The organism is Blautia sp. OM07-19, assembly GCF_003481595.1.
Classification (GTDB): Bacteria; Bacillota; Clostridia; order Lachnospirales; family Lachnospiraceae; genus Blautia_A; species Blautia_A intestinihominis.
This window is the reverse complement of the sequence record NZ_QULA01000004.1, coordinates 23,925-42,711: the sequence shown is the minus strand read 5'-3', so window position 1 is coordinate 42,711 and position 18,787 is coordinate 23,925. Positions and strand designations below refer to the sequence as shown.

20 protein-coding genes are annotated in these 18,787 nt (G+C 46.5%); 19 read left to right on the top strand and 1 reads right to left on the bottom strand.

Annotation, left to right across the window (positions count from 1 at the left end; genetic code table 11):
- Positions 1-14: 14 nt before the first annotated feature.
- The 16 genes from DXC01_RS04575 (at position 15) to DXC01_RS20250 (ending at position 13,737) form a co-directional block, all read left to right on the top strand.
- The gene (locus DXC01_RS04575) at positions 15-995 is read left to right on the top strand and encodes an RnfABCDGE type electron transport complex subunit D (RefSeq protein WP_022215158.1); all 981 of its coding nucleotides are present in this window, start codon (positions 15-17) and stop codon (positions 993-995) included.
- Positions 992-1,597 carry an RnfABCDGE type electron transport complex subunit G gene (locus tag DXC01_RS04570; RefSeq protein ID WP_118251471.1) on the top strand — a complete coding sequence of 202 codons (606 nt, stop codon included), beginning with the start codon at positions 992-994 and terminating at the stop codon, positions 1,595-1,597. Before DXC01_RS04575 ends, DXC01_RS04570 begins: the two co-directional genes overlap by 4 nt.
- Complete coding sequence (gene rsxE / locus DXC01_RS04565; RefSeq protein WP_022215160.1) at positions 1,594-2,304, top strand: electron transport complex subunit RsxE; 711 nt, start codon at positions 1,594-1,596, stop codon at positions 2,302-2,304. Before DXC01_RS04570 ends, rsxE begins: the two co-directional genes overlap by 4 nt.
- Positions 2,301-2,879 carry an electron transport complex subunit RsxA gene (rsxA, locus tag DXC01_RS04560; RefSeq protein ID WP_022215161.1) on the top strand — a complete coding sequence of 193 codons (579 nt, stop codon included), beginning with the start codon at positions 2,301-2,303 and terminating at the stop codon, positions 2,877-2,879. Before rsxE ends, rsxA begins: the two co-directional genes overlap by 4 nt.
- A gap of 17 nt (positions 2,880-2,896) precedes the next feature.
- Positions 2,897-3,688: an RnfABCDGE type electron transport complex subunit B gene (locus tag DXC01_RS04555; RefSeq protein WP_022215162.1), complete on the top strand. Its 792-nt coding sequence runs from the start codon at positions 2,897-2,899 to the stop codon at positions 3,686-3,688.
- 149 nt (positions 3,689-3,837) lie between these two features.
- Positions 3,838-4,449 carry a Holliday junction branch migration protein RuvA gene (gene ruvA / locus DXC01_RS04550; protein WP_022215163.1) on the top strand — a complete coding sequence of 204 codons (612 nt, stop codon included), beginning with the start codon at positions 3,838-3,840 and terminating at the stop codon, positions 4,447-4,449.
- A gap of 14 nt (positions 4,450-4,463) precedes the next feature.
- Complete coding sequence (ruvB, locus tag DXC01_RS04545) at positions 4,464-5,462, top strand: Holliday junction branch migration DNA helicase RuvB (protein WP_022215164.1); 999 nt, start codon at positions 4,464-4,466, stop codon at positions 5,460-5,462.
- A 144-nt stretch (positions 5,463-5,606) separates the two neighbouring features.
- Positions 5,607-6,014 carry a cell division protein ZapA gene (zapA, locus tag DXC01_RS04540; protein ID WP_022215165.1) on the top strand — a complete coding sequence of 136 codons (408 nt, stop codon included), beginning with the start codon at positions 5,607-5,609 and terminating at the stop codon, positions 6,012-6,014.
- A 72-nt stretch (positions 6,015-6,086) separates the two neighbouring features.
- Positions 6,087-8,258, top strand: a complete 2,172-nt coding sequence (locus DXC01_RS04535) for a peptidase U32 family protein (protein WP_243111547.1) — start codon at positions 6,087-6,089, stop codon at positions 8,256-8,258.
- Positions 8,259-8,264: 6 nt separating this feature from the next.
- Complete coding sequence (locus DXC01_RS04530) at positions 8,265-9,638, top strand: FtsW/RodA/SpoVE family cell cycle protein (RefSeq protein ID WP_022215167.1); 1,374 nt, start codon at positions 8,265-8,267, stop codon at positions 9,636-9,638.
- A complete protein-coding gene (locus tag DXC01_RS04525; RefSeq protein ID WP_199704962.1) occupies positions 9,562-11,043 on the top strand; it encodes a peptidoglycan D,D-transpeptidase FtsI family protein in 1,482 nt (493 codons plus the stop codon). Before DXC01_RS04530 ends, DXC01_RS04525 begins: the two co-directional genes overlap by 77 nt.
- Positions 11,044-11,176: 133 nt before the next feature.
- A complete protein-coding gene (locus tag DXC01_RS04520; protein ID WP_022215169.1) occupies positions 11,177-11,629 on the top strand; it encodes an NUDIX hydrolase in 453 nt (150 codons plus the stop codon).
- Positions 11,630-11,751: 122 nt separating this feature from the next.
- A complete protein-coding gene (locus DXC01_RS04515; RefSeq protein ID WP_022215170.1) occupies positions 11,752-12,063 on the top strand; it encodes a hypothetical protein in 312 nt (103 codons plus the stop codon).
- Between the two features lie 4 nt (positions 12,064-12,067).
- On the top strand, positions 12,068-13,093 hold the full coding sequence (locus tag DXC01_RS04510) for a hypothetical protein (RefSeq protein ID WP_022215171.1): 1,026 nt from the start codon (positions 12,068-12,070) through the stop codon (positions 13,091-13,093).
- A gap of 15 nt (positions 13,094-13,108) precedes the next feature.
- Entirely contained in the window at positions 13,109-13,483 is a 375-nt protein-coding gene (locus tag DXC01_RS04505; protein WP_022215172.1) for a GerW family sporulation protein, read from the top strand.
- A 116-nt stretch (positions 13,484-13,599) separates the two neighbouring features.
- Complete coding sequence (locus DXC01_RS20250) at positions 13,600-13,737, top strand: hypothetical protein (protein ID WP_173905484.1); 138 nt, start codon at positions 13,600-13,602, stop codon at positions 13,735-13,737.
- A gap of 100 nt (positions 13,738-13,837) precedes the next feature.
- On the opposite strand, the gene rpmB is transcribed toward DXC01_RS20250, so the two are convergent.
- Positions 13,838-14,026 (bottom strand): 50S ribosomal protein L28, encoded by a 189-nt coding sequence (rpmB, locus tag DXC01_RS04500; protein ID WP_022215173.1) that lies wholly within the window; start codon positions 14,024-14,026, stop codon positions 13,838-13,840.
- A gap of 616 nt (positions 14,027-14,642) precedes the next feature.
- Between rpmB and DXC01_RS04495 the strand changes: the two genes are divergently transcribed.
- From DXC01_RS04495 to recG, 3 genes are read left to right on the top strand one after another with little or no spacing between them, the layout of a single operon-like run.
- Entirely contained in the window at positions 14,643-15,002 is a 360-nt protein-coding gene (locus DXC01_RS04495; protein ID WP_022215174.1) for an Asp23/Gls24 family envelope stress response protein, read from the top strand.
- 22 nt (positions 15,003-15,024) lie between these two features.
- A complete protein-coding gene (locus DXC01_RS04490) occupies positions 15,025-16,689 on the top strand; it encodes a DAK2 domain-containing protein (protein ID WP_118251474.1) in 1,665 nt (554 codons plus the stop codon).
- A gap of 5 nt (positions 16,690-16,694) precedes the next feature.
- Positions 16,695-18,743 carry an ATP-dependent DNA helicase RecG gene (gene recG / locus DXC01_RS04485; RefSeq protein ID WP_118698369.1) on the top strand — a complete coding sequence of 683 codons (2,049 nt, stop codon included), beginning with the start codon at positions 16,695-16,697 and terminating at the stop codon, positions 18,741-18,743.
- Positions 18,744-18,787: the final 44 nt, after the last annotated feature.

Sequence of the window (18,787 nt, the reverse complement as noted above, 5' to 3'; positions counted from 1 at the left end):
GGGGAGGGAACAAAATGGAACAAATGTTAAATGTATCATCTAATCCTCATGTCAGGGACAAAATGACAACAAGCCGGATCATGCAGCTCGTTGCACTTGCGCTGCTTCCTACCACACTGTTTGGTATCTGGAACTTCGGCTTCCGTGCACTTCTTGTTGTACTCGTGACGGTTGCGTCCAGCGTCTTTTTTGAATGGCTGTATGACCGTCTTATGCATAAAAAGAACACAATCAATGATTTCAGTGCAGTTGTTACAGGACTTCTGCTTGCGCTCAACATGCCGCCGCAGATCCCGCTGTGGATGCCGGTACTCGGCAGTGCCTTTGCAATCATCGTTGTAAAACAGCTTTTCGGCGGTCTGGGACAGAACTTCATGAACCCGGCACTTGCTGCAAGATGTTTCCTGATGATCTCCTTTGCAGGCAAAATGACAGATTTCGCAGTGGACAAGTTGAGCGGATATCACTGTATTGATACTGTTACAGGAGCAACTGCTCTTGCAGAACTTAAGAACAGCGGATTCACAGCAGATTCCATCTCTGTAAAGAACCTGTTCATCGGTAATATTCACGGAACCATCGGTGAGACTTCTGCAATCGCGATCCTGATCGGTGCAGTGATCCTGCTTGCATTCAAAGTCATCGACCTCAAGATCCCGCTTACATATATCGGAAGTTTTGCAGTATTTGTAATCCTTTATATGCTTGGAACAGGCAAGGGATTTGATGTAAACTATCTTTTTAGCCATCTGTTTGGCGGCGGTCTGATGCTTGGTGCATGGTTCATGGCAACTGACTATGTAACGACCCCGATCACACCGAAGGGACAGTTACTTTACGGATGCTGTCTTGGTGTTGTCACAGCGATCTTCCGTCTCTTTGGCGGATCCGCAGAGGGTGTTTCCTATGCGATCATCTTCTGTAACCTTCTGGTACCGCTTATCGAGAAAGTGACCAAACCGGTTGCTTTTGGAAAAGGAGGTAAAAAAGCATGAGTATTGTAAAAGATACGATCGCGATTACAGCGATCACGCTTGTTGCCGGTCTTGCACTTGGCGTAGTCCAGGATATCACAGCAGGTCCTATCGCACAGCAGCAGGAGCAGTCCAAACAGGAAGCATACAAGGCTGTATTTGAAGATGCAGATAGCTTTGAAGTATATGATGTAGATGCTGATGCACTGGCAGCAAACCTTGCAGAGAATAATTTCAATGCACAGACGATCAACGAGATCATGGAAGCCAAGGATGCTTCCGGTGAGACGATCGGCTATGCACTCAACGTTACAGATTCTGAAGGATATGGCGGAGACATCCAGTTCACCATGGGAATTCAGAACGACGGAACCTTAAACGGAATTTCCATCCTGTCCATCAGCGAGACAGCCGGACTTGGTATGAAAGCCAAGAACCCGGATTTCCAGGATCAGTTTAAGGATAAGAACGTAGAGAAATTCGAATATACCAAGACAGGTGCCACATCTGACGACCAGATCGATGCGATCAGTGGTGCCACAATTACTACAAATGCCATGACAAACGGTGTAAATGCCGGCCTTTGTGCATTTCGTTATGTGGAAGGAGGAGCAGAGTCATGAAAGCAAATACACCTGCTGAACGTCTTGTAAACGGTATTATCAAAGAAAACCCGACTTTTGTGCTGGTACTGGGTATGTGTCCTACACTGGCAGTTACCACATCCGCGATCAACGGTATCGGAATGGGACTTACCACAACAGTAGTCCTTGCAATGTCAAACCTTATGATCTCCCTTCTTAGGAAATTCATTCCGGATGGAGTTCGTATGCCGGCATTTATCGTTGTCGTTGCATCTTTCGTAACTATTGTACAGATGCTTTTACAGGGATTTATCCCAAGCCTGTATTCCGCACTTGGAATCTATATCCCTCTGATCGTTGTAAACTGTATCATCCTTGGCCGTGCAGAGGCATATGCTTCCAAGAATCCTCCAATCCCGTCATTATTTGATGGTATTGGTATGGGACTTGGATTTACCTTAAGTATCACCTGCATCGGTGCAGTCCGTGAACTTCTCGGTGCCGGACAGATCTTTGGACATCAGATACTTCCACTCGCAGCAGGCGGAAAGTTCGGATATGAGCCGATCACGATCTTTATCCTTGCACCTGGAGCATTCTTTGTTCTTGCAATGCTTGCAGCGCTCCAGAACAAATTCAAGATCGGTGCTGCCAAGAGAGGCATTGACCCGAGTGAAGGCTGCGGATGCTGCGCAGGCTGTGATACCTGCAACAACACAATGTGCAAAGGAGGCAAGGAAGCATGAAAGAATTATTACTGATCCTGGTAAGCTCTGCGATCGTCAACAACGTAGTCTTAAGCCAGTTCCTCGGACTCTGCCCGTTCTTCGGTGTATCCAAGAGAATCGAAACGGCGGCAGGAATGGGTGGTGCGATCATCTTCGTCATCACATTGTCTTCCTTTGTAACAGGTCTGATCTACAACTTCATCCTGGTACCGACACATATGGAATATTTACAGACGATCGTATTTATCCTTATCATCGCAGCACTTGTCCAGTTTGTTGAAATGTTCCTCAAGAAAGGTATGCCGGCACTTTATCAGTCACTCGGTGTATACCTTCCTCTGATCACAACAAACTGTGCAGTTCTTGGTGTTGCCCTGACAAACGTACAGAAAAGCTACAACATCCTTCAGGGAACTGTAAACGGATTTGCGACAGCAGTCGGATTTACAATCTCTATCACCCTGATGGCTGGTATCAGAGAAAAAATTGAATACAACGATGTTCCGGAATCTTTCCAGGGCTTCCCGAAAGTACTGCTTACAGCAGGTCTGATGGCGATCGCATTCTTCGGATTTTCCGGACTGCTTAAGTAACGAAGGAGGCGTAGATTATGGATATTAATGCAATTATCGTGGCAACTGTCGTTGTTGCAGCAGTGGGCCTCTTTATTGGAATCTTCCTCGGCGTTGCCGGCAAGAAATTTGCGGTAGAAGTCGATGAGAAGGAAGTTGCTGTCCGTGAAGCACTTCCGGGAAACAACTGTGGTGGATGTGGATATCCGGGCTGTGATGGTCTGGCAGCAGCGATCGCCAAAGGAGAAGCACCGGTCAATGCATGTCCGGTAGGCGGCGAAGCAGTTGGAAAAGTGATCGCAGGGATCATGGGACAGGAAGTTGTCGAGAGCGCACGTATGGCTGCTTTCGTAAAATGTACCGGAACTTGTGAAAAAACAAAAGACAACTACACTTACACAGGTGTAGAAGACTGTGAAATGATGGCATTCATCCCGGGCGGCGGTGCCAAAGCCTGTTCCTATGGATGTATGGGATTCGGAAGCTGCGTAAAAGCCTGCCCGTTTGATGCGATCCATATCGTGAACGGTGTTGCAGTCGTAGACCGTGATGCATGTAAAGCCTGTGGTAAATGTATCGCAAAATGCCCGCATCATCTGATCGAGCTTGCACCATACGAGCAGAAGACTTTCGTAGGCTGCAGTTCCCATGCCAAAGGCAAGGCTGTTACAACTGCCTGCGAACTTGGATGTATCGGATGTAAGAAGTGTGAGAAGACCTGTCCGAACGGTGCGATCACTGTTACAGACTTCTGTGCACACATCGATTACGACAAATGTACAAACTGCGGTGCATGTAAAGAAGCATGCCCGAGAAAAGTCATTCTCTAAAACTTCATATCATATGAATAAGATCCCGGCCGTGAGAGGCAATGCTTCTCTGACCGGGATCTTTTCGAATAGATGTTTGCTTTTTGCTTTTTGTTATGTTATGATTGAAAAACAGGAAAAAATTTGATTAGAGCAGGAGTAGAGTTTGCATGATTTCATTCATTTGCGGCCAGGTGGCAGATACAACAGAGAATTCTGTGATCATAGAGACAGGCGGGATCGGATATGAGGTTTTTATGACAGGGACGGCGATCGAGCAGGCGGTCCGTATGGAAGGTAAGGTGAAAGTCCATACATATTTCCATGTGCGTGAGGATGCCATGCAGTTATATGGTTTCTGGAATAAGGACGATCTTCAGATGTTCCGTCTTCTTCTTGGTGTCAACGGGATCGGGCCGAAGGCTGCACTGGGAGTTTTGGCAGGACTTACTTCTGATGAGCTTCGGTTCGCGGTACTCTCTGATGATGTCAAGGCTCTTTCCAAAGCGCCTGGGATCGGTAAAAAAACCGCCCAGAAACTGATCCTTGAACTGAAGGATAAACTGAAACTGGAGGATGCGTTTGAGAAGAAACTGGCACATGAGCAGGAGGCGGCAGTCCTTGCTGGTGCAGATTTCCATGATGGACGCCAGGAGGCAGTGGAAGCCCTGACAGCACTTGGCTACAGCAGTTCCGAGGCACTCAAGGCAGTCCGCAGAGTCACAGATGTAGACCCGGGCGATGTGGAAGCAATCCTCAAGGCTGCCCTCAAACAATTATAATGGAGTAATGATAAATGGAAAAAAGAATGATCACAACAGATGTGACAGAGGAGGATCTGCCTCTGGAGGGAAACCTCCGTCCACAGACCCTCGATGAATACATTGGTCAGGAAAAAACCAAAAACACACTCAAGATCTATATAGAAGCCGCGAAACAGAGACACGATGCCCTCGACCATGTCCTGTTTTACGGACCTCCGGGACTTGGTAAGACTACTTTATCCGGGATCATCGCCAATGAGATGGGAACCCATATGAAGGTAACATCCGGTCCGGCGATCGAGAAGCCGGGTGAGATGGCGGCGATCCTCAATAATCTCCAGGAGGGAGATATCCTGTTTGTGGATGAGATCCACCGCCTGAATCGTCAGGTGGAGGAGGTCCTTTATCCGGCGATGGAGGATTTTGCAATCGACATTATGATCGGCAAGGGTGCTTCTGCGAGATCTATCCGTCTTGATCTTCCGAAATTTACCCTGGTCGGAGCGACAACGAGGGCGGGACTTCTTTCTGCACCGCTCCGGGATCGTTTTGGGGTGATGCACCATCTGGAATTCTATAATAAGGAAGAACTTCAGACGATCATCCTTCGTTCAGCAGATGTCCTTGGTGTTGAGATCGATACGAGGGGTGCGGCAGAGATCGCCAAGCGTTCCAGAGGAACCCCGCGCCTTGCAAACCGTCTTCTCAAGAGAGTCCGTGATTTTGCACAGGTCAAATACGATGGAAAGATCACTTATGATGTAGCTTCTTTTGCACTGGATCTTCTTGAGGTGGATCAATATGGACTGGACAAGATCGACCGGAGGATCCTCAAGACACTGATCGTAAACTTCCAGGGAGGACCGGTTGGTCTGGAGACTCTGGCGGCAGCGATCGGGGAGGATGCAGGCACTCTGGAGGATGTTTATGAGCCATATCTTCTGCAGAATGGCTTCCTCAACAGGACCCCGAGAGGCCGTACAGCGTCCGCACTTGCCTATAAGCATCTCGGAATTGAAAGAAATTCGTAAAAATTCCTATACATTTTTACAAAATTCGATTATAATGGAGTACAGACAAGGCGTGAGGAGTATTACTACGCCATAGATTTGTAAAAATCTGGTCGGCTTCCGTTATGGAAGAAGGATGAAAGTTTAAGATACGGGAGGCTTGTTATGGCAGTCAAAAATACGGCGCAGGTAGTCATCGGAGGGAAGATCATAACTCTTGGTGGTTACGAATCTGAAGAGTATTTCCAGAAAGTGGCATCATATATAAATAACAAAATGTCTGAATTGAGCGAAATGCCGGGATATTCCCGTCAGCCAATGGAGACAAAGCACACCCTGCTCAGCCTGAATGTTACAGATGATTATTTCAAGGCAAAGAAGCAGGCAGAGATCTTTGAGCAGGATCTTCAGCAGAAGGATCAGGAGATGTATGAATTAAAGCATGAACTGATCGCACTCCGCATGAAGATCGAAGAAACTGAGAAGAAAGAACAGGATGCCAGAACACAGAAGGAACTTCTTGAAGGGAAGGTCAAGGAACTGGAAGAAGAGATAGATAAGTTGCTTAAGTAAGAGTAGGGAGGGGATTGCTTCGGTAGTCCTCTTTATTTGTTACAGAATGATCTGATGAAAGGAAAATCTCATTTGAAGAAACAGGAAATAGAATTACTTTCACCGGCAGGTTCCTATGAGGGATTCGAGGCTGCGATCGGAGCCGGTGCAGATGCAGTTTATGTAGGCGGACCGGATTTCGGGGCAAGAGCTTACGCGCAGAATTTTACACAGGAAGAACTGATCCGTGCGATCCGGACAGCGCACATTCATGGCAGGAAGCTGTATCTCACGGTAAACACCCTGCTTAAGAACCGTGAGATCAAGGAGAAACTCTTTGATTCCCTGAAACCGCTGTATGAGGCGGGACTGGATGCGGTCATTGTTCAGGATCTTGGCGTTTTTCAGTTCATCCGCAGAAATTTTCCGGACATGCATATCCATGCCAGCACACAGATGGCAGTTACCGGACCGGAGGGAATGAAATTCCTTGAGGAACAGGGAGCGGCACGTGTCGTTGCTGCCAGGGAATTAAGCCTTGAGGAACTGGCTGCCATGCATAAGAAAAGCAGTATTGAGATCGAAGCGTTTGTCCATGGGGCTCTTTGCTACAGTCTGTCCGGGCAGTGCCTGATGAGCAGCATCCTCGGAGGCAGGAGCGGCAACCGTGGAAGATGCGCACAGCCATGCAGGCTTCCTTACCAGGTCCGTAAGGGAGAAGACAGGAAATTTCCGAAGACAGAGGATTTGTGTCCTCTGAGTCTTAAGGATATCTGTACACTGGATATTCTGCCGGAGATTGTAGAAGCGGGCGTGATGTCGCTCAAGATCGAGGGAAGAATGAAACAGCCGGGATATACAGCCGGGGTGACAGGTATGTATCGGAAATATCTGGACATATTGTTAGAGAACAGACAAAATTATCAGGTGACAGACAAAGACAGGAAATATCTTTTAGATATCTTTAACAGAGGCGGTTCCTGCACGGGCTATTATAAGCAGCACAACGGTCCGTCCATGATGGCATTCTCCAATGAGAAGAAGACCGGCGGCGTATCCGGAGAACTTACGAAATGTAAGGAGAAGATCACCGGAAGCCTGATGCTTTACCCGGAGAGCCCGGCAATCCTGCAGGTTTCCTGCGGGGACAGGCAGGTGGTGGTTTCCGATGGAGAAGTCCAGTTTGCCAAGGAACATCCGATGTCAGAGGAGCGTATCCGCAAACAGATGGAGAAACTGGGAAATACTGAATTTGAATGGGAATCCCTGGATATCCAGATGGATGGAAATATCTTTGTTCCGGTGAAACTTCTTAATGAACTCAGGAGAAACGCTCTGGCAGCATTGGGAGAAGAACTTTGTGCGCCGATGTACCGGAAAGCAGCGGACAGACCAGTGTTTGCCACAATGGAAGGGAGTCCTGCCGGAAAGAATGGCAGTATACCAGGCATGTTCATATCCTGCGAAACGATGGAGCAGGCAGAGACAGCATGGCAGAGAGACGAAGTTCAGGGATTGTATCTTCCATATTTTGTTATGGAGCAGGCAATGGCCAGGGGCATTCAGAACCAGAAAGAACTGTATCTTGCATTTCCTTATATCACCAGAGAACAGGCACCGGAGCATTTTTTTGAGACTGCTTTAAGGTGGCTTGAGGAAGGAATGAAGGGATTTCTTGTGAGAAATCTGGAATCCTATGGAATGCTGAAAAAACAGGGCCTTGAGAAATCTGCGGTTCTGGATGCAACGATGTATACCTGGAATAACGAAGCCGTCGATTTCTGGGAGAAACAGGACATTCTTAAGAATACGGTACCTCTGGAACTGAAAGAAGCGGAAATGCGTCACAGGGATAACAGGAACAGTGAGCTTATCGTATATGGATATATTCCATTGATGCAGTCAGCGCAGTGCGTCCGCAAAAATATCGCTTCCTGTGATATGTGCGAGGGCAGTATGATCCTGAAGGACAGATACGACAAGGAATTTACAGCAGTCTGTGTCTGCCACCCATGGAAAACAGGAACTACAAAAACAAAAGAACGCTGCTATAATATAATCTATAACAGTCTGCCGTATGGACTTCTTAAGGAGTCGAAGCAGGTGCTTGCACTTGGGATGCAGTCCTTACGTATTTCCCTGACTATGGAGACAGCTAAGGAAACAGAGCAGATTCTGGATGAATTTCTGGGGGTATATTATCATAACCGTATACCTGCCGAAAGGAACTTTACCAAAGGACATTTTAAAAGAGGAGCCGAGTAGGGGCATATGATCAATGTAATAGTAGAATTATCCAAATACATTATCCTGACGCTGATGATCGTCTATACGTTTCATTGTTTTTATACCGTGCGTCAGCCGGATGAAGAGGAGAGGAATGAGCTTCTGCGTCAGCAGCTTATCCTGATCTTTTTTATCGACTTCACTGCGTTTCTTGTGATCTACCTCAAGACGTTTGATTACAAGGTGGTACGTTTTTATATAGAAATGCAGATCTTTTTTGCAGTGATCCAGATCCTGTACAGAGTCTTGTACAAGAAAGCATCATTGCTGCTTCTGAATAATATGTGCATGCTTTTGAGTGTTGGATTTATCATGCTGTGCCGTCTTGACATCACGATGGCTACCAAGCAGCTTCTTGTTGCGGCCGGTGCCAGTGCTGTTGCGCTTGCAATACCGGTCATGATCCGTAAGATGCGTTTTCTTCGCAAACTGACCTGGATATATGCAGGAATAGGCGTTGTACTTCTGGGGGCTGTATTTCTTCTGGCCAGAACCAGCTATGGAGCGAAGTTGACACTTTTGGGTGTGCAGCCATCAGAGGCGATCAAGATTACCTTTGTATTCTTTATGGCATCATTTTTGTCCAGAGATACCAGTCTTAAAGCTGTGGTACAGGTATCGGCAGTTGCAGCTTTCCATGTGGGGATACTGGTGCTTTCCAGGGACCTTGGAAGTGCCGTGATCTTTTTTGTGGCTTATCTGGTCATGGTCTATGTATCTACCAGAAATGTCGGATATCTGGGACTTGGACTTGTAGGCGGAAGCGGGGCAGCAGTGGTCGCCTATCATCTGTTTGGACATGTCAGACAGAGAGTCAGCGCATGGAAGGATCCGATGGCAGTTTACCAGAACGAAGGCTACCAGATCGTACAGTCGCTGTTTGCAATCGGAACTGGTGGCTGGTTCGGCATGGGACTCTGCCAGGGCTCACCGGAGTCCATTCCGGTTGTCAAGAATGACTTTATCTTCAGTGCGATCTGCGAGGAACTGGGAGGGATTTTTGCAATCTGCCTGATCTTGGTGTGCATGAGTTTCTTCCTGATGATCGTCAATATCGCGCTGCGTATCATCAATCCTTTTTATAAGCTGATCGCACTGGGACTTGGAACAGAGTATGCTTTCCAGGTGTTCTTAACGATCGGTGGTGCTACCAAATTTATCCCTATGACAGGTGTTACCCTTCCGCTGGTAAGTTACGGAGGAAGTTCTCTTCTGAGCACGATCCTCATGCTGGCGATCATTCAGGGACTGTATATTTTGAGAGAAGACGAGGACGAGGAATTTGAGAAACGAAGAAAAGAAGCGTTACAGAGAATCAGAGCAAGAGAGGAGATCGGCGAAAGAACGCGCCGTATCTAAGAGCCGCAGAGCAAGAAATAAGGAATATACATTTGTATCTGTCTTCTTTGTGCTTATTTTTCTGGGACTGGCGGGATATCTTGTTTATTTCAATACCGTAAAGAGCGACAGTTTTATCAACAGTCCTTACAATACAAGACAGGATACATTTGCAGACAGAGTTGTGCGCGGAAGCATCATATCTTCCGACGGAGAGGTACTTGCACAGACAAATGTCAGTGAAGATGGAACAGAGGAACGGTCTTATCCATATTCCAATATTTTTGCACATGTTGTCGGATATGATACTAATGGAAAAAGCGGACTGGAATCAGAGGCGAACTTCCAGCTTCTGAGTTCCCATGAATTTTTCCTGAGCCAGATCAGAAATGAATTTGCCGGTGCGAAGAATGTCGGGGATACGGTCGTCTCCACTTTGAATGCGGATCTCCAGACAACGGCATACAATTCTCTTGGTGACAGGAGAGGTGCTGTTGTAGTATTGCAGCCATCTACGGGAAAAATCCTTGCGATGGTCAGCAAGCCGGACTTTGATCCGAATACGATCGCAGCAAACTGGGAACAGCTTGTAAATGATGAGACAAACAGCAGTCTTCTGAACCGTGCGACGATGGGACAGTATCCTCCGGGATCTACGTTCAAGATCGTCACAGCGCTGACTTATCTGCGGCAGAATGGGACTTTTAATGGATTTTCCTATGACTGCCAGGGAAGCATCACGAAAGAAGACCATACGATCCGGTGTTATGGCGGGACCGTCCATGGGCAGGAGGATTTTTATGCGGCATTCGCGAAATCCTGTAACTGTGCATTTGCGGAGATGGGAACACAGCTTGGCGGAGCTGCACTTCTTAAGACAAGCGAGAACCTTCTGTTTAATCAGAAGCTTCCGCTGAGATCCTATCGTAAGAGCTCCTTTACTTTAAATGGAAGCTCTGGAGTTCCGCTCACGATGCAGACGGCGATCGGTCAGGGAAATACCCTGGTATCTCCGATGCACATGGCACTGATCACAAGTTCCATTGCAAACGGCGGTGTTCTGATGAAACCATATCTGATCGACAAGGTGCAGAATCATGCCGGTGATGAGGTGGATACCACAGAGCCGGAAGCATATAAACGTCTGATGACAGACAACGAAGCATCTCTCCTCGGAGAACTGATGAAGGGGGTTGTACAGAACGGTACAGCTTCTTCTCTGAATGGAAGAGGCTATACAGTGGCAGGAAAGACCGGTTCTGCTGAATACAACGAAAGTGGTGCAAGCCATTCCTGGTTTGTCGGATATTCTAATGTTGATAATCCGGATATCGTGGTTTCTGTCATCGTCGAGGATGGTGGTACCGGAAGCGAGGCGGCAGTGCCGATCGCGGCGGATGTCTTTGATGCATATTATTTTGACTGATCGAATAACGATTAAGGTTGCCAGTTTGTCCAAAAAGAGTTATACTATTAACAGTTCAGTGTATGAAACTTACAGTTACTGTGAACGGAGTGAACAGTAACAACTCACACGCAGTACAGGAGGAAATTGCAACATGATAGAAGCAACGAGCTGTGGCGGTGTGGTAATTTATCGTGGCAAGATACTGGCACTTTACAAGTCTTATAAGAACCGTTATGAAGGCTGGGTGCTGCCAAAGGGAACTGTAGAACCAGGTGAGACGCATATTCAGACAGCACTTCGGGAAGTGCAGGAAGAATCTGGCGTGAAGGCTACCGTAGTCAAGTATATCGGCAAGAGCCATTATAATTTCACAGTTCCGGAGGATATCGTTACAAAGGAAGTACATTGGTATCTGATGACGGCTGATAATTATCATAGCAGACCTCAGAGAGAAGAGTTTTTTGTGGATTCCGGGTATTACAAATTCCATGAGATCTATCATCTGCTTCGTTTCTCGAATGAGAAGCAGATCGTGGAGAAGGCTTACCAGGAATATCTGGAACTACGGAGTCAGGGACTCTGGGGCAAACAGCGCAGAGATTGAGCATAACTGTTCAGATTTTCTGCATGGAAGATGTACAATAGGGCTGTGTTTCTGACGCAGCCCTGTTTAGATTCCGAAAAAAAGGAAATCCTCTATAATAACAGCCGAAGGAGAAGCAAGCGATGCTGAAATGGTGTAAGGATCTTCGCATTGGCGAGGGCGTAAAGAGAGCAGATAAGATCCGTCGTAAACTGAATCATGGGAAGATCGTGCCGGGTGTCTATCTTATCACTTTTTCAGAAAATCCACGGAACCTTCTGGAGATCATACCGGCTCTGACAATGATCCAGCAGAGTGCTGCAGACATCTGTCCGGAGATCATCGGACTTGCCGGCGATAAGGACGAGGCTGTGGATATGGTTGTGGAGATCATTCAGGAAGTCTACGATGCGACAGGAGATTTTCGGATAGAAGAATATTGGAAGAACAGGTGATGCCATGCTACATATCTTGTGGATGATCATAAAATTTATATTGATCCTTATAGGGATAATACTGGGGCTGATCCTGTTTGCACTGCTGCTGATTTTATTCTGTCCTGTAAGGTATCGGGCAGAAGGGACGAAGGAGGCCGGTTCCTTCCGCACTGCCAGTGGGCGGGCGAAGGTAAGCTGGCTGTTTGGCGGTATCTCATTTTCTCTTGGGTTTCAGAATGGACAGACGGTATCGGATTTCCGGTTATTTGGGATCCCTGTCATGAAAGTCCTGAAGAAACTGAGGAACCGTAAGAACAAGAAGAAAACAGATCCTGACATGGATGATGAGATAGAGTACAGTGAGACTGATGAGGACAGCACTGGAAATGCGACTTATATAGAAGCGAAAGAACTTTCTCGGGATGAGACAAAGCACAGCCGGGGAGTAGCAGAGACCCCGCAGGCATCCTGGCCGGAGATGGAAACATCCGAAGAAGATCTGTCAGATCCGGATATCGAGAAAGAACGCAAATGGCAGCAGACAGCAGAGAAACTTAAGAATCTGTTTTATGATCTGGGGAATAAAGCCAGAAGGATCTGGGACAAAATAAAAGCAGTCTATCGAAGGATCATGAAGATCCCCGCAGATCTGGAGAATCTCTCCCGAAAGAAGGATGCGCTTTGTGACAAGATTGACTGGTGGAAAGCATTTATCGGACATCCACGTACACAGAAAGCCATATCTCTTGTCAAAACCAGGGCATTTCGTCTTTTGCGGCATGTATTTCCGACGAAAGTGGAGGGAGAACTTGTATTTGACTGCACAGATCCGTCGATCACGGGCTCTGTACTTGCAGTCCTTGGAATGACGATCCCGCTTCACAGAAACTGTATCCGTGTCATGCCGCTTTTTGAGAACCGGAATGTTCTCTATGGAAATGTGAATCTGAAGGGCAGAGTATACGGGACCATGCTGGTTAAAACAGCCATAGAGCTGTATTTTGATAAAAATATAAAATACGTCATCAGACGATGGAAACATAAATAAAGGAGGACTGGTGTTATGTCAGGTGAAAACAATTTTAAGGATACTGTAAATTCTCTTTTTAAAGGAATGGATGCATTTATTTCTGCCAAGACAGTTGTCGGAGATGCGATCCATGTCGGAGATACGATCATCCTTCCGCTGGTGGATGTTTCCTTCGGCGTAGGAGCAGGGGCTTTCGAGGGTGACAAGAAGAGCAACGGCGGCGGTGGAATGACCGGTAAACTGACCCCAAGTGCCGTCCTGGTCATCCAGAATGGAACTACCAAACTCGTCAATGTCAAGAATCAGGACGGACTCACCAAAGTCCTCGATATGGTTCCGGATTTTGTAGACAGATTTGCCTCTGGATTCGGCAAGAGTGATGACACAGAAAGTGAGACAGAGATTTAAATAAAAAGTAAGAGATATATCAAAGAGCTTTATCGTGCAGGTGCGGTAAAGCTTTTTGTATTCCACAGGGGTTTTTGGCATAAGATATTATGAGACCATAAGATGAGGGTAAGAGTGTGGGAAGACTTCTGGGATTGATGATTTTCTGCATAGGGATAGGAATTGTGATCGGCATGCTGATACAGGAGAATGTGGTCATTATTGTCACAGCCGGGCTTTGCCTTCTCTGTGGTTATCATATGTTCTGCCATTAACAATGAAAATAGATGTTTTATAGCTTTGTTTATTGTAAAACGAAAAAGAGGCACGGGAAAATTCCCGTGCCCTGCTTGGTCGTTCATACATAATTCGGAATTATGCTCTCTCAACTTTTCCGGATCTCAGACAAGAAGTACATACATACATCTTCTGTGCACCGCCGTTAGCTGTTTTAACTTTAACGGATTTTACATTGGATTTCCACATTTTATTGGATCTTCTATGGGAATGACTTACATTATTTCCGAAATAAGCACCTTTTTCACAAACTGCGCATTTAGCCATGATAGCACCTCCTTGACGCTTTTTTTCAACAGATTTTATTCTACCAGATGAAGCCAGGTTTTGCAAGTAAAAAAATAGAAAATCTCAAAATATTCTTCAAAAGGGCAAAAACAAGGTAAAATATAGCTGTTTTCAGACTATATATTATAAGTATGAAACCGGAACGACAGAGATGAGGAATATTGTAAATATGTAAAAAATGTTATAAAATATGGTAAAAATGAAAAAACGTGTGAAATAATATCTTATTTCAAAATTTAATTATAAAAACACAGATAATTAAAAAATAATAGTAAAATCACTTGAATTATAGGGATGGGAGTGTTAATATAGAATTAAGCAATACATCTTTTTTATCTATGGCAATGCTGCCGTCTGTTTTTTTCTAGAAACATTTCAGAAATCCCTGTTTTTCATCGGATCAGGTCAAAAGCAGGGAGCTGAAATATCAAGAAGAAAAATGCTATCGTGTATGAGCTGGCTGGAGATCAAATCCGACCAGCTTCTTTTTATATTAGAAATCATGAGAACAGCCCATGTCGAAATTAAACATTGTCTTATCCAAAAAAACGGGTTATAATATATTTATATAATAATTTTTTATGGAGGTCACTATATGAATGGACGTATAGATTCCGGCTTAGGGCAGATCGTCATTGATACAGACGTTATTGCTACCTATGCGGGCAGTGTGGCAGTTGAATGTTTCGGGATCGTAGGAATGGCAGCAGTCAGCATGAAGGACGGACTGGTCAAGCTGCTTCGTATGGAAAGCCTGAAACATGGTATCAGTGTCAAGATCACAGAGGACAACAAGATCCGCCTGAATTTCCATGTGATTGTAGCGTATGGCGTAAATATCAGTACGATCGCCGATAACCTTGTCAGCAATGTGAAGTACAAAGTAGAGGATTTCACTGGCATGGAGATCGACAAGATCAATATTTACGTAGAAGGCGTTCGCGCAATAGACTAAGGAATCAGAGGAGGAACACGTGTTGAATATAAAAACCATCGATGCCAGTGTGCTTTCCAGAATGTTCCTGGCAGGAGCCAAGAATCTGGAAGCAAAGAAAGAATGGATCAATGAATTAAACGTATTTCCGGTACCAGACGGAGATACAGGAACCAATATGACAATGACGATCATGTCAGCAGCTGCAGAGGTAAGTGCACTGACAGATCCGGATATGGAGACTCTTGCCAAGGCGATCTCTTCCGGTTCTCTCCGTGGAGCCAGAGGAAACTCAGGTGTTATCCTTTCCCAGTTACTTCGAGGATTCACCAAGAGCGTTAAGAAAGCTAAGGAACTCGATGCACTTGCAGTTGCAGCAGCTATGGACCGTGCAGTAGAGACTGCATACAAGGCAGTTATGAAACCGAAGGAAGGAACCATCCTCACTGTAGCCAGAGAAGCAGCACTCAAGGCTGCAGAGATCGCTCCGGAAGCAGAGGAACTGCAGCCGTTTTTTGAGGAAGTTTTTGCACACGCAGAGGCAACTCTGGCAAAGACACCGGAGATGCTTCCTGTTCTTAAGGAAGCAGGTGTTGTAGACTCCGGTGGACAGGGTCTCCTTGAAGTTTTAAGAGGTGCCATTGACGGCTTCCTCGGCAAAGAAGTAGATTATTCCGACTTTGAGAAGACTGCGGGACCAGCAGTGACCAAGATCTCTCCACAGGCAGAGGCTGATATCAAATTCGGTTACTGTACAGAATTCATCATCCTTCTGGACAAAACGCTTCCGATCGAAGAAGAACACAAATTCAAGGAATTCCTGACTTCCATCGGTGATTCCATCGTTCTCGTTGCAGACGATGAGATCGTCAAAGTCCATGTGCACACCAATCATCCGGGACAGGCGATCGAGCGTGCACTGACTTATGGAGCCCTTTCCCGTATGAAGATCGACAACATGCGCGAAGAACATCAGGAAAAACTTATCAAAGACGCAGAGAAACTTGCCAAACAGCAGGCAGAAGAAGAGAAGAAACAGGAACCGGCAAAGGAAGTTGGCTTCATCGCAGTGTCCGCAGGTGATGGACTCACAGACATCTTCAAAGAACTTGGTGTAGACTATCTGATCGAGGGCGGTCAGACCATGAATCCAAGTACTGAGGATATGCTGAACGCGATCGACAAAGTCAATGCCAAGGCGATCTACATCCTTCCTAATAATAAGAACATCATCCTCGCGGCAAACCAGGCAAGAGATCTTACTGAGGACAAGGAGATCATCGTTGTTCCGACCAAGACGGTTCCACAGGGAGTTACTGCTCTCATCAGCTACGTTCCGGAGAAATCTCTCGAGGAAAACACCGAAGAGATGACCGAGGCGATCGCAAGAGTCAAGACTGGCCAGATCACCTATGCAGTCAGAGATACCAGGATCGAGGATAACGAGATCCATGAGGGAGATATCATGGGTATTGGTGACAAGGGAATCCTTGCAGTCGGAAGCGGCAAAGAAAAAGTTGCAGAGGATACCGTAGCAGCCATGATGACAGATGATGCTGAGGTTATCAGTGTTTATTATGGCGCAGATGCTTCCGAGGAGAAGGCAGAGGAACTCGCAGCTACTCTGGAAGAGAAATATCCGGACTGTGAAGTAGAAGTAAACTATGGCGGACAGCCGATCTATTATTACATCATTTCTGTTGAGTAGGACAAATGGCACAGAGTTTAAGAACCCTAAAAGGTGTAGGAGAGAAGACTGAGAAGCTTTTCCAGAAGGTTGGTATTTACGATACCGACGATCTCCTGCACTACTATCCAAGAAATTATGATGAATATGAAACGCCGGTAGATATCGCAGAGCTTAAGGAGGAGACGGTGCAGGCCGTCTCCGCTGCGGTATGTTCCGGCGTTTATGTTAATTCCGTGAGGGGCAGACAGATCATCTCCGTAAACATCGCTGACCAGAGCGGGAAATTTCCTGTGGTCTGGTTCAATCTTCCATATTTGAAGAAAACCCTCAGGAAAGGAAGCTGGTTTGTTTTCCGCGGCAGGATCGTGCGCAAGCAGGGCAAGCTTGAGATGGAACATCCGGAGATCTTTACCCCGTCAGCATACGAGGAGATCCTGCATAACCTCCAGCCGATATACGGACTGACAGCAGGACTTTCTAACAAGACCGTCGTCAAAATGGTCACACAGCTTCTGGAAACACTTCCGATGCAGAGTGAATACCTCCCGGAAGAACTCAAAGAACGCTACAGACTTGCAGACATCAACTACGCACTCAAGACCATCCATTTCCCAAAAAACAAAGAAGAACTGCTTGTTTCCAGGAAACGCCTTGTTTTTGACGAATTTCTTCTTTTTATCATTTCTGTAAGGCGAATGAAAGAAAAGGCAGAGGAGACTCCGAACTGTTTTCCAGTCAAAGAAACCTGGCTGACAGAGGAGGTCATTGAGCGTCTTCCCTATTCACTTACGAATGCACAGCTTAACGCCTGGCACGAGATTGAGCGCGACCTTGCCGGAAGAACGATGATGTCCCGGCTTGTACAGGGAGATGTTGGAAGCGGCAAGACGATCCTCGCATTTCTTGCGATGTTCCTTGTGGCAGATAATGACTATCAGGCAGCCCTGATGGCACCGACCGAAGTCCTTGCAAGACAGCATTACGAAGGATTCCTGAAACTGATGGAAGAACAGGGACTTTCTTTCCCGACCGTTCTTCTGACCGGTTCTGATACAGCAAAAGAAAAACGTATCGCCTACGAACGCATTGCCTCCGGAGAAGCTGCTATCATCATCGGTACGCATGCGCTGATCCAGGAAAAAGTCGAATACGCAAACCTTGCCCTGGTCATTACAGATGAGCAGCACCGTTTCGGTGTCAAACAGAGGGAAGCCCTGACAACGAGAGGAAATCCGCCTAATGTCCTTGTCATGAGCGCAACACCGATCCCGAGAACACTGGCGATCATCCTCTACGGAGATCTTGATATCTCCGTGATCGATGAACTTCCGGCAAAGCGTCTCCCGATCAAAAACTGCGTTGTCAATACTTCATACCGCCCCAAAGCCTACTCCTTCATAGAGAAACAGGTGCGCCAGGGCAGACAGGCATACGTTATCTGTCCGATGGTAGAGGAGAGCGAGGGCATGGATGCAGAAAACGTCCTCGATTATACGCAGAAGCTTAAAGAAAACCTTCCATCTGACATTCAGATCGAATACCTCCATGGCAAGATGAAACCCAAAGAAAAGAACCGTGTGATGGAGTCTTTCGCAGCCGGCGAGATCCAGGTGCTTGTCTCAACAACGGTCGTTGAGGTAGGTGTGAATGTGCCGAATGCCACTGTCATGATGGTTGAAAATGCCGAACGTTTCGGTCTTGCACAGCTTCACCAGCTCCGCGGCCGTGTAGGACGTGGAGAATACCAGTCTTACTGTATTTTTATCCAGGGAAATCAGGATCAGATTTCGAAACGTCTGGAGATCCTGAACAAATCAAATGATGGCTTTTATATCGCAGGCGAAGACCTCAAACTCCGTGGCCCCGGCGACTTGTTCGGGATCCGTCAGAGTGGTGATATGGAATTTCGGATCGGTGATATCTACAACGATTCCACGATCCTCAAAGAAGCCAGCGAAGCGGCAGAAGAGATCCTTTCCCTGGACCCGGAACTTGATCTTGAACAGCACAGATCTTTGAGAGAACGGATGGAACATTACAGCCAGAATGCGACAGAAAACATCGCCCTCTGAAAAGAAAATATTGCCAAACCCGGGAAAACGTGGTATTTTAGTAC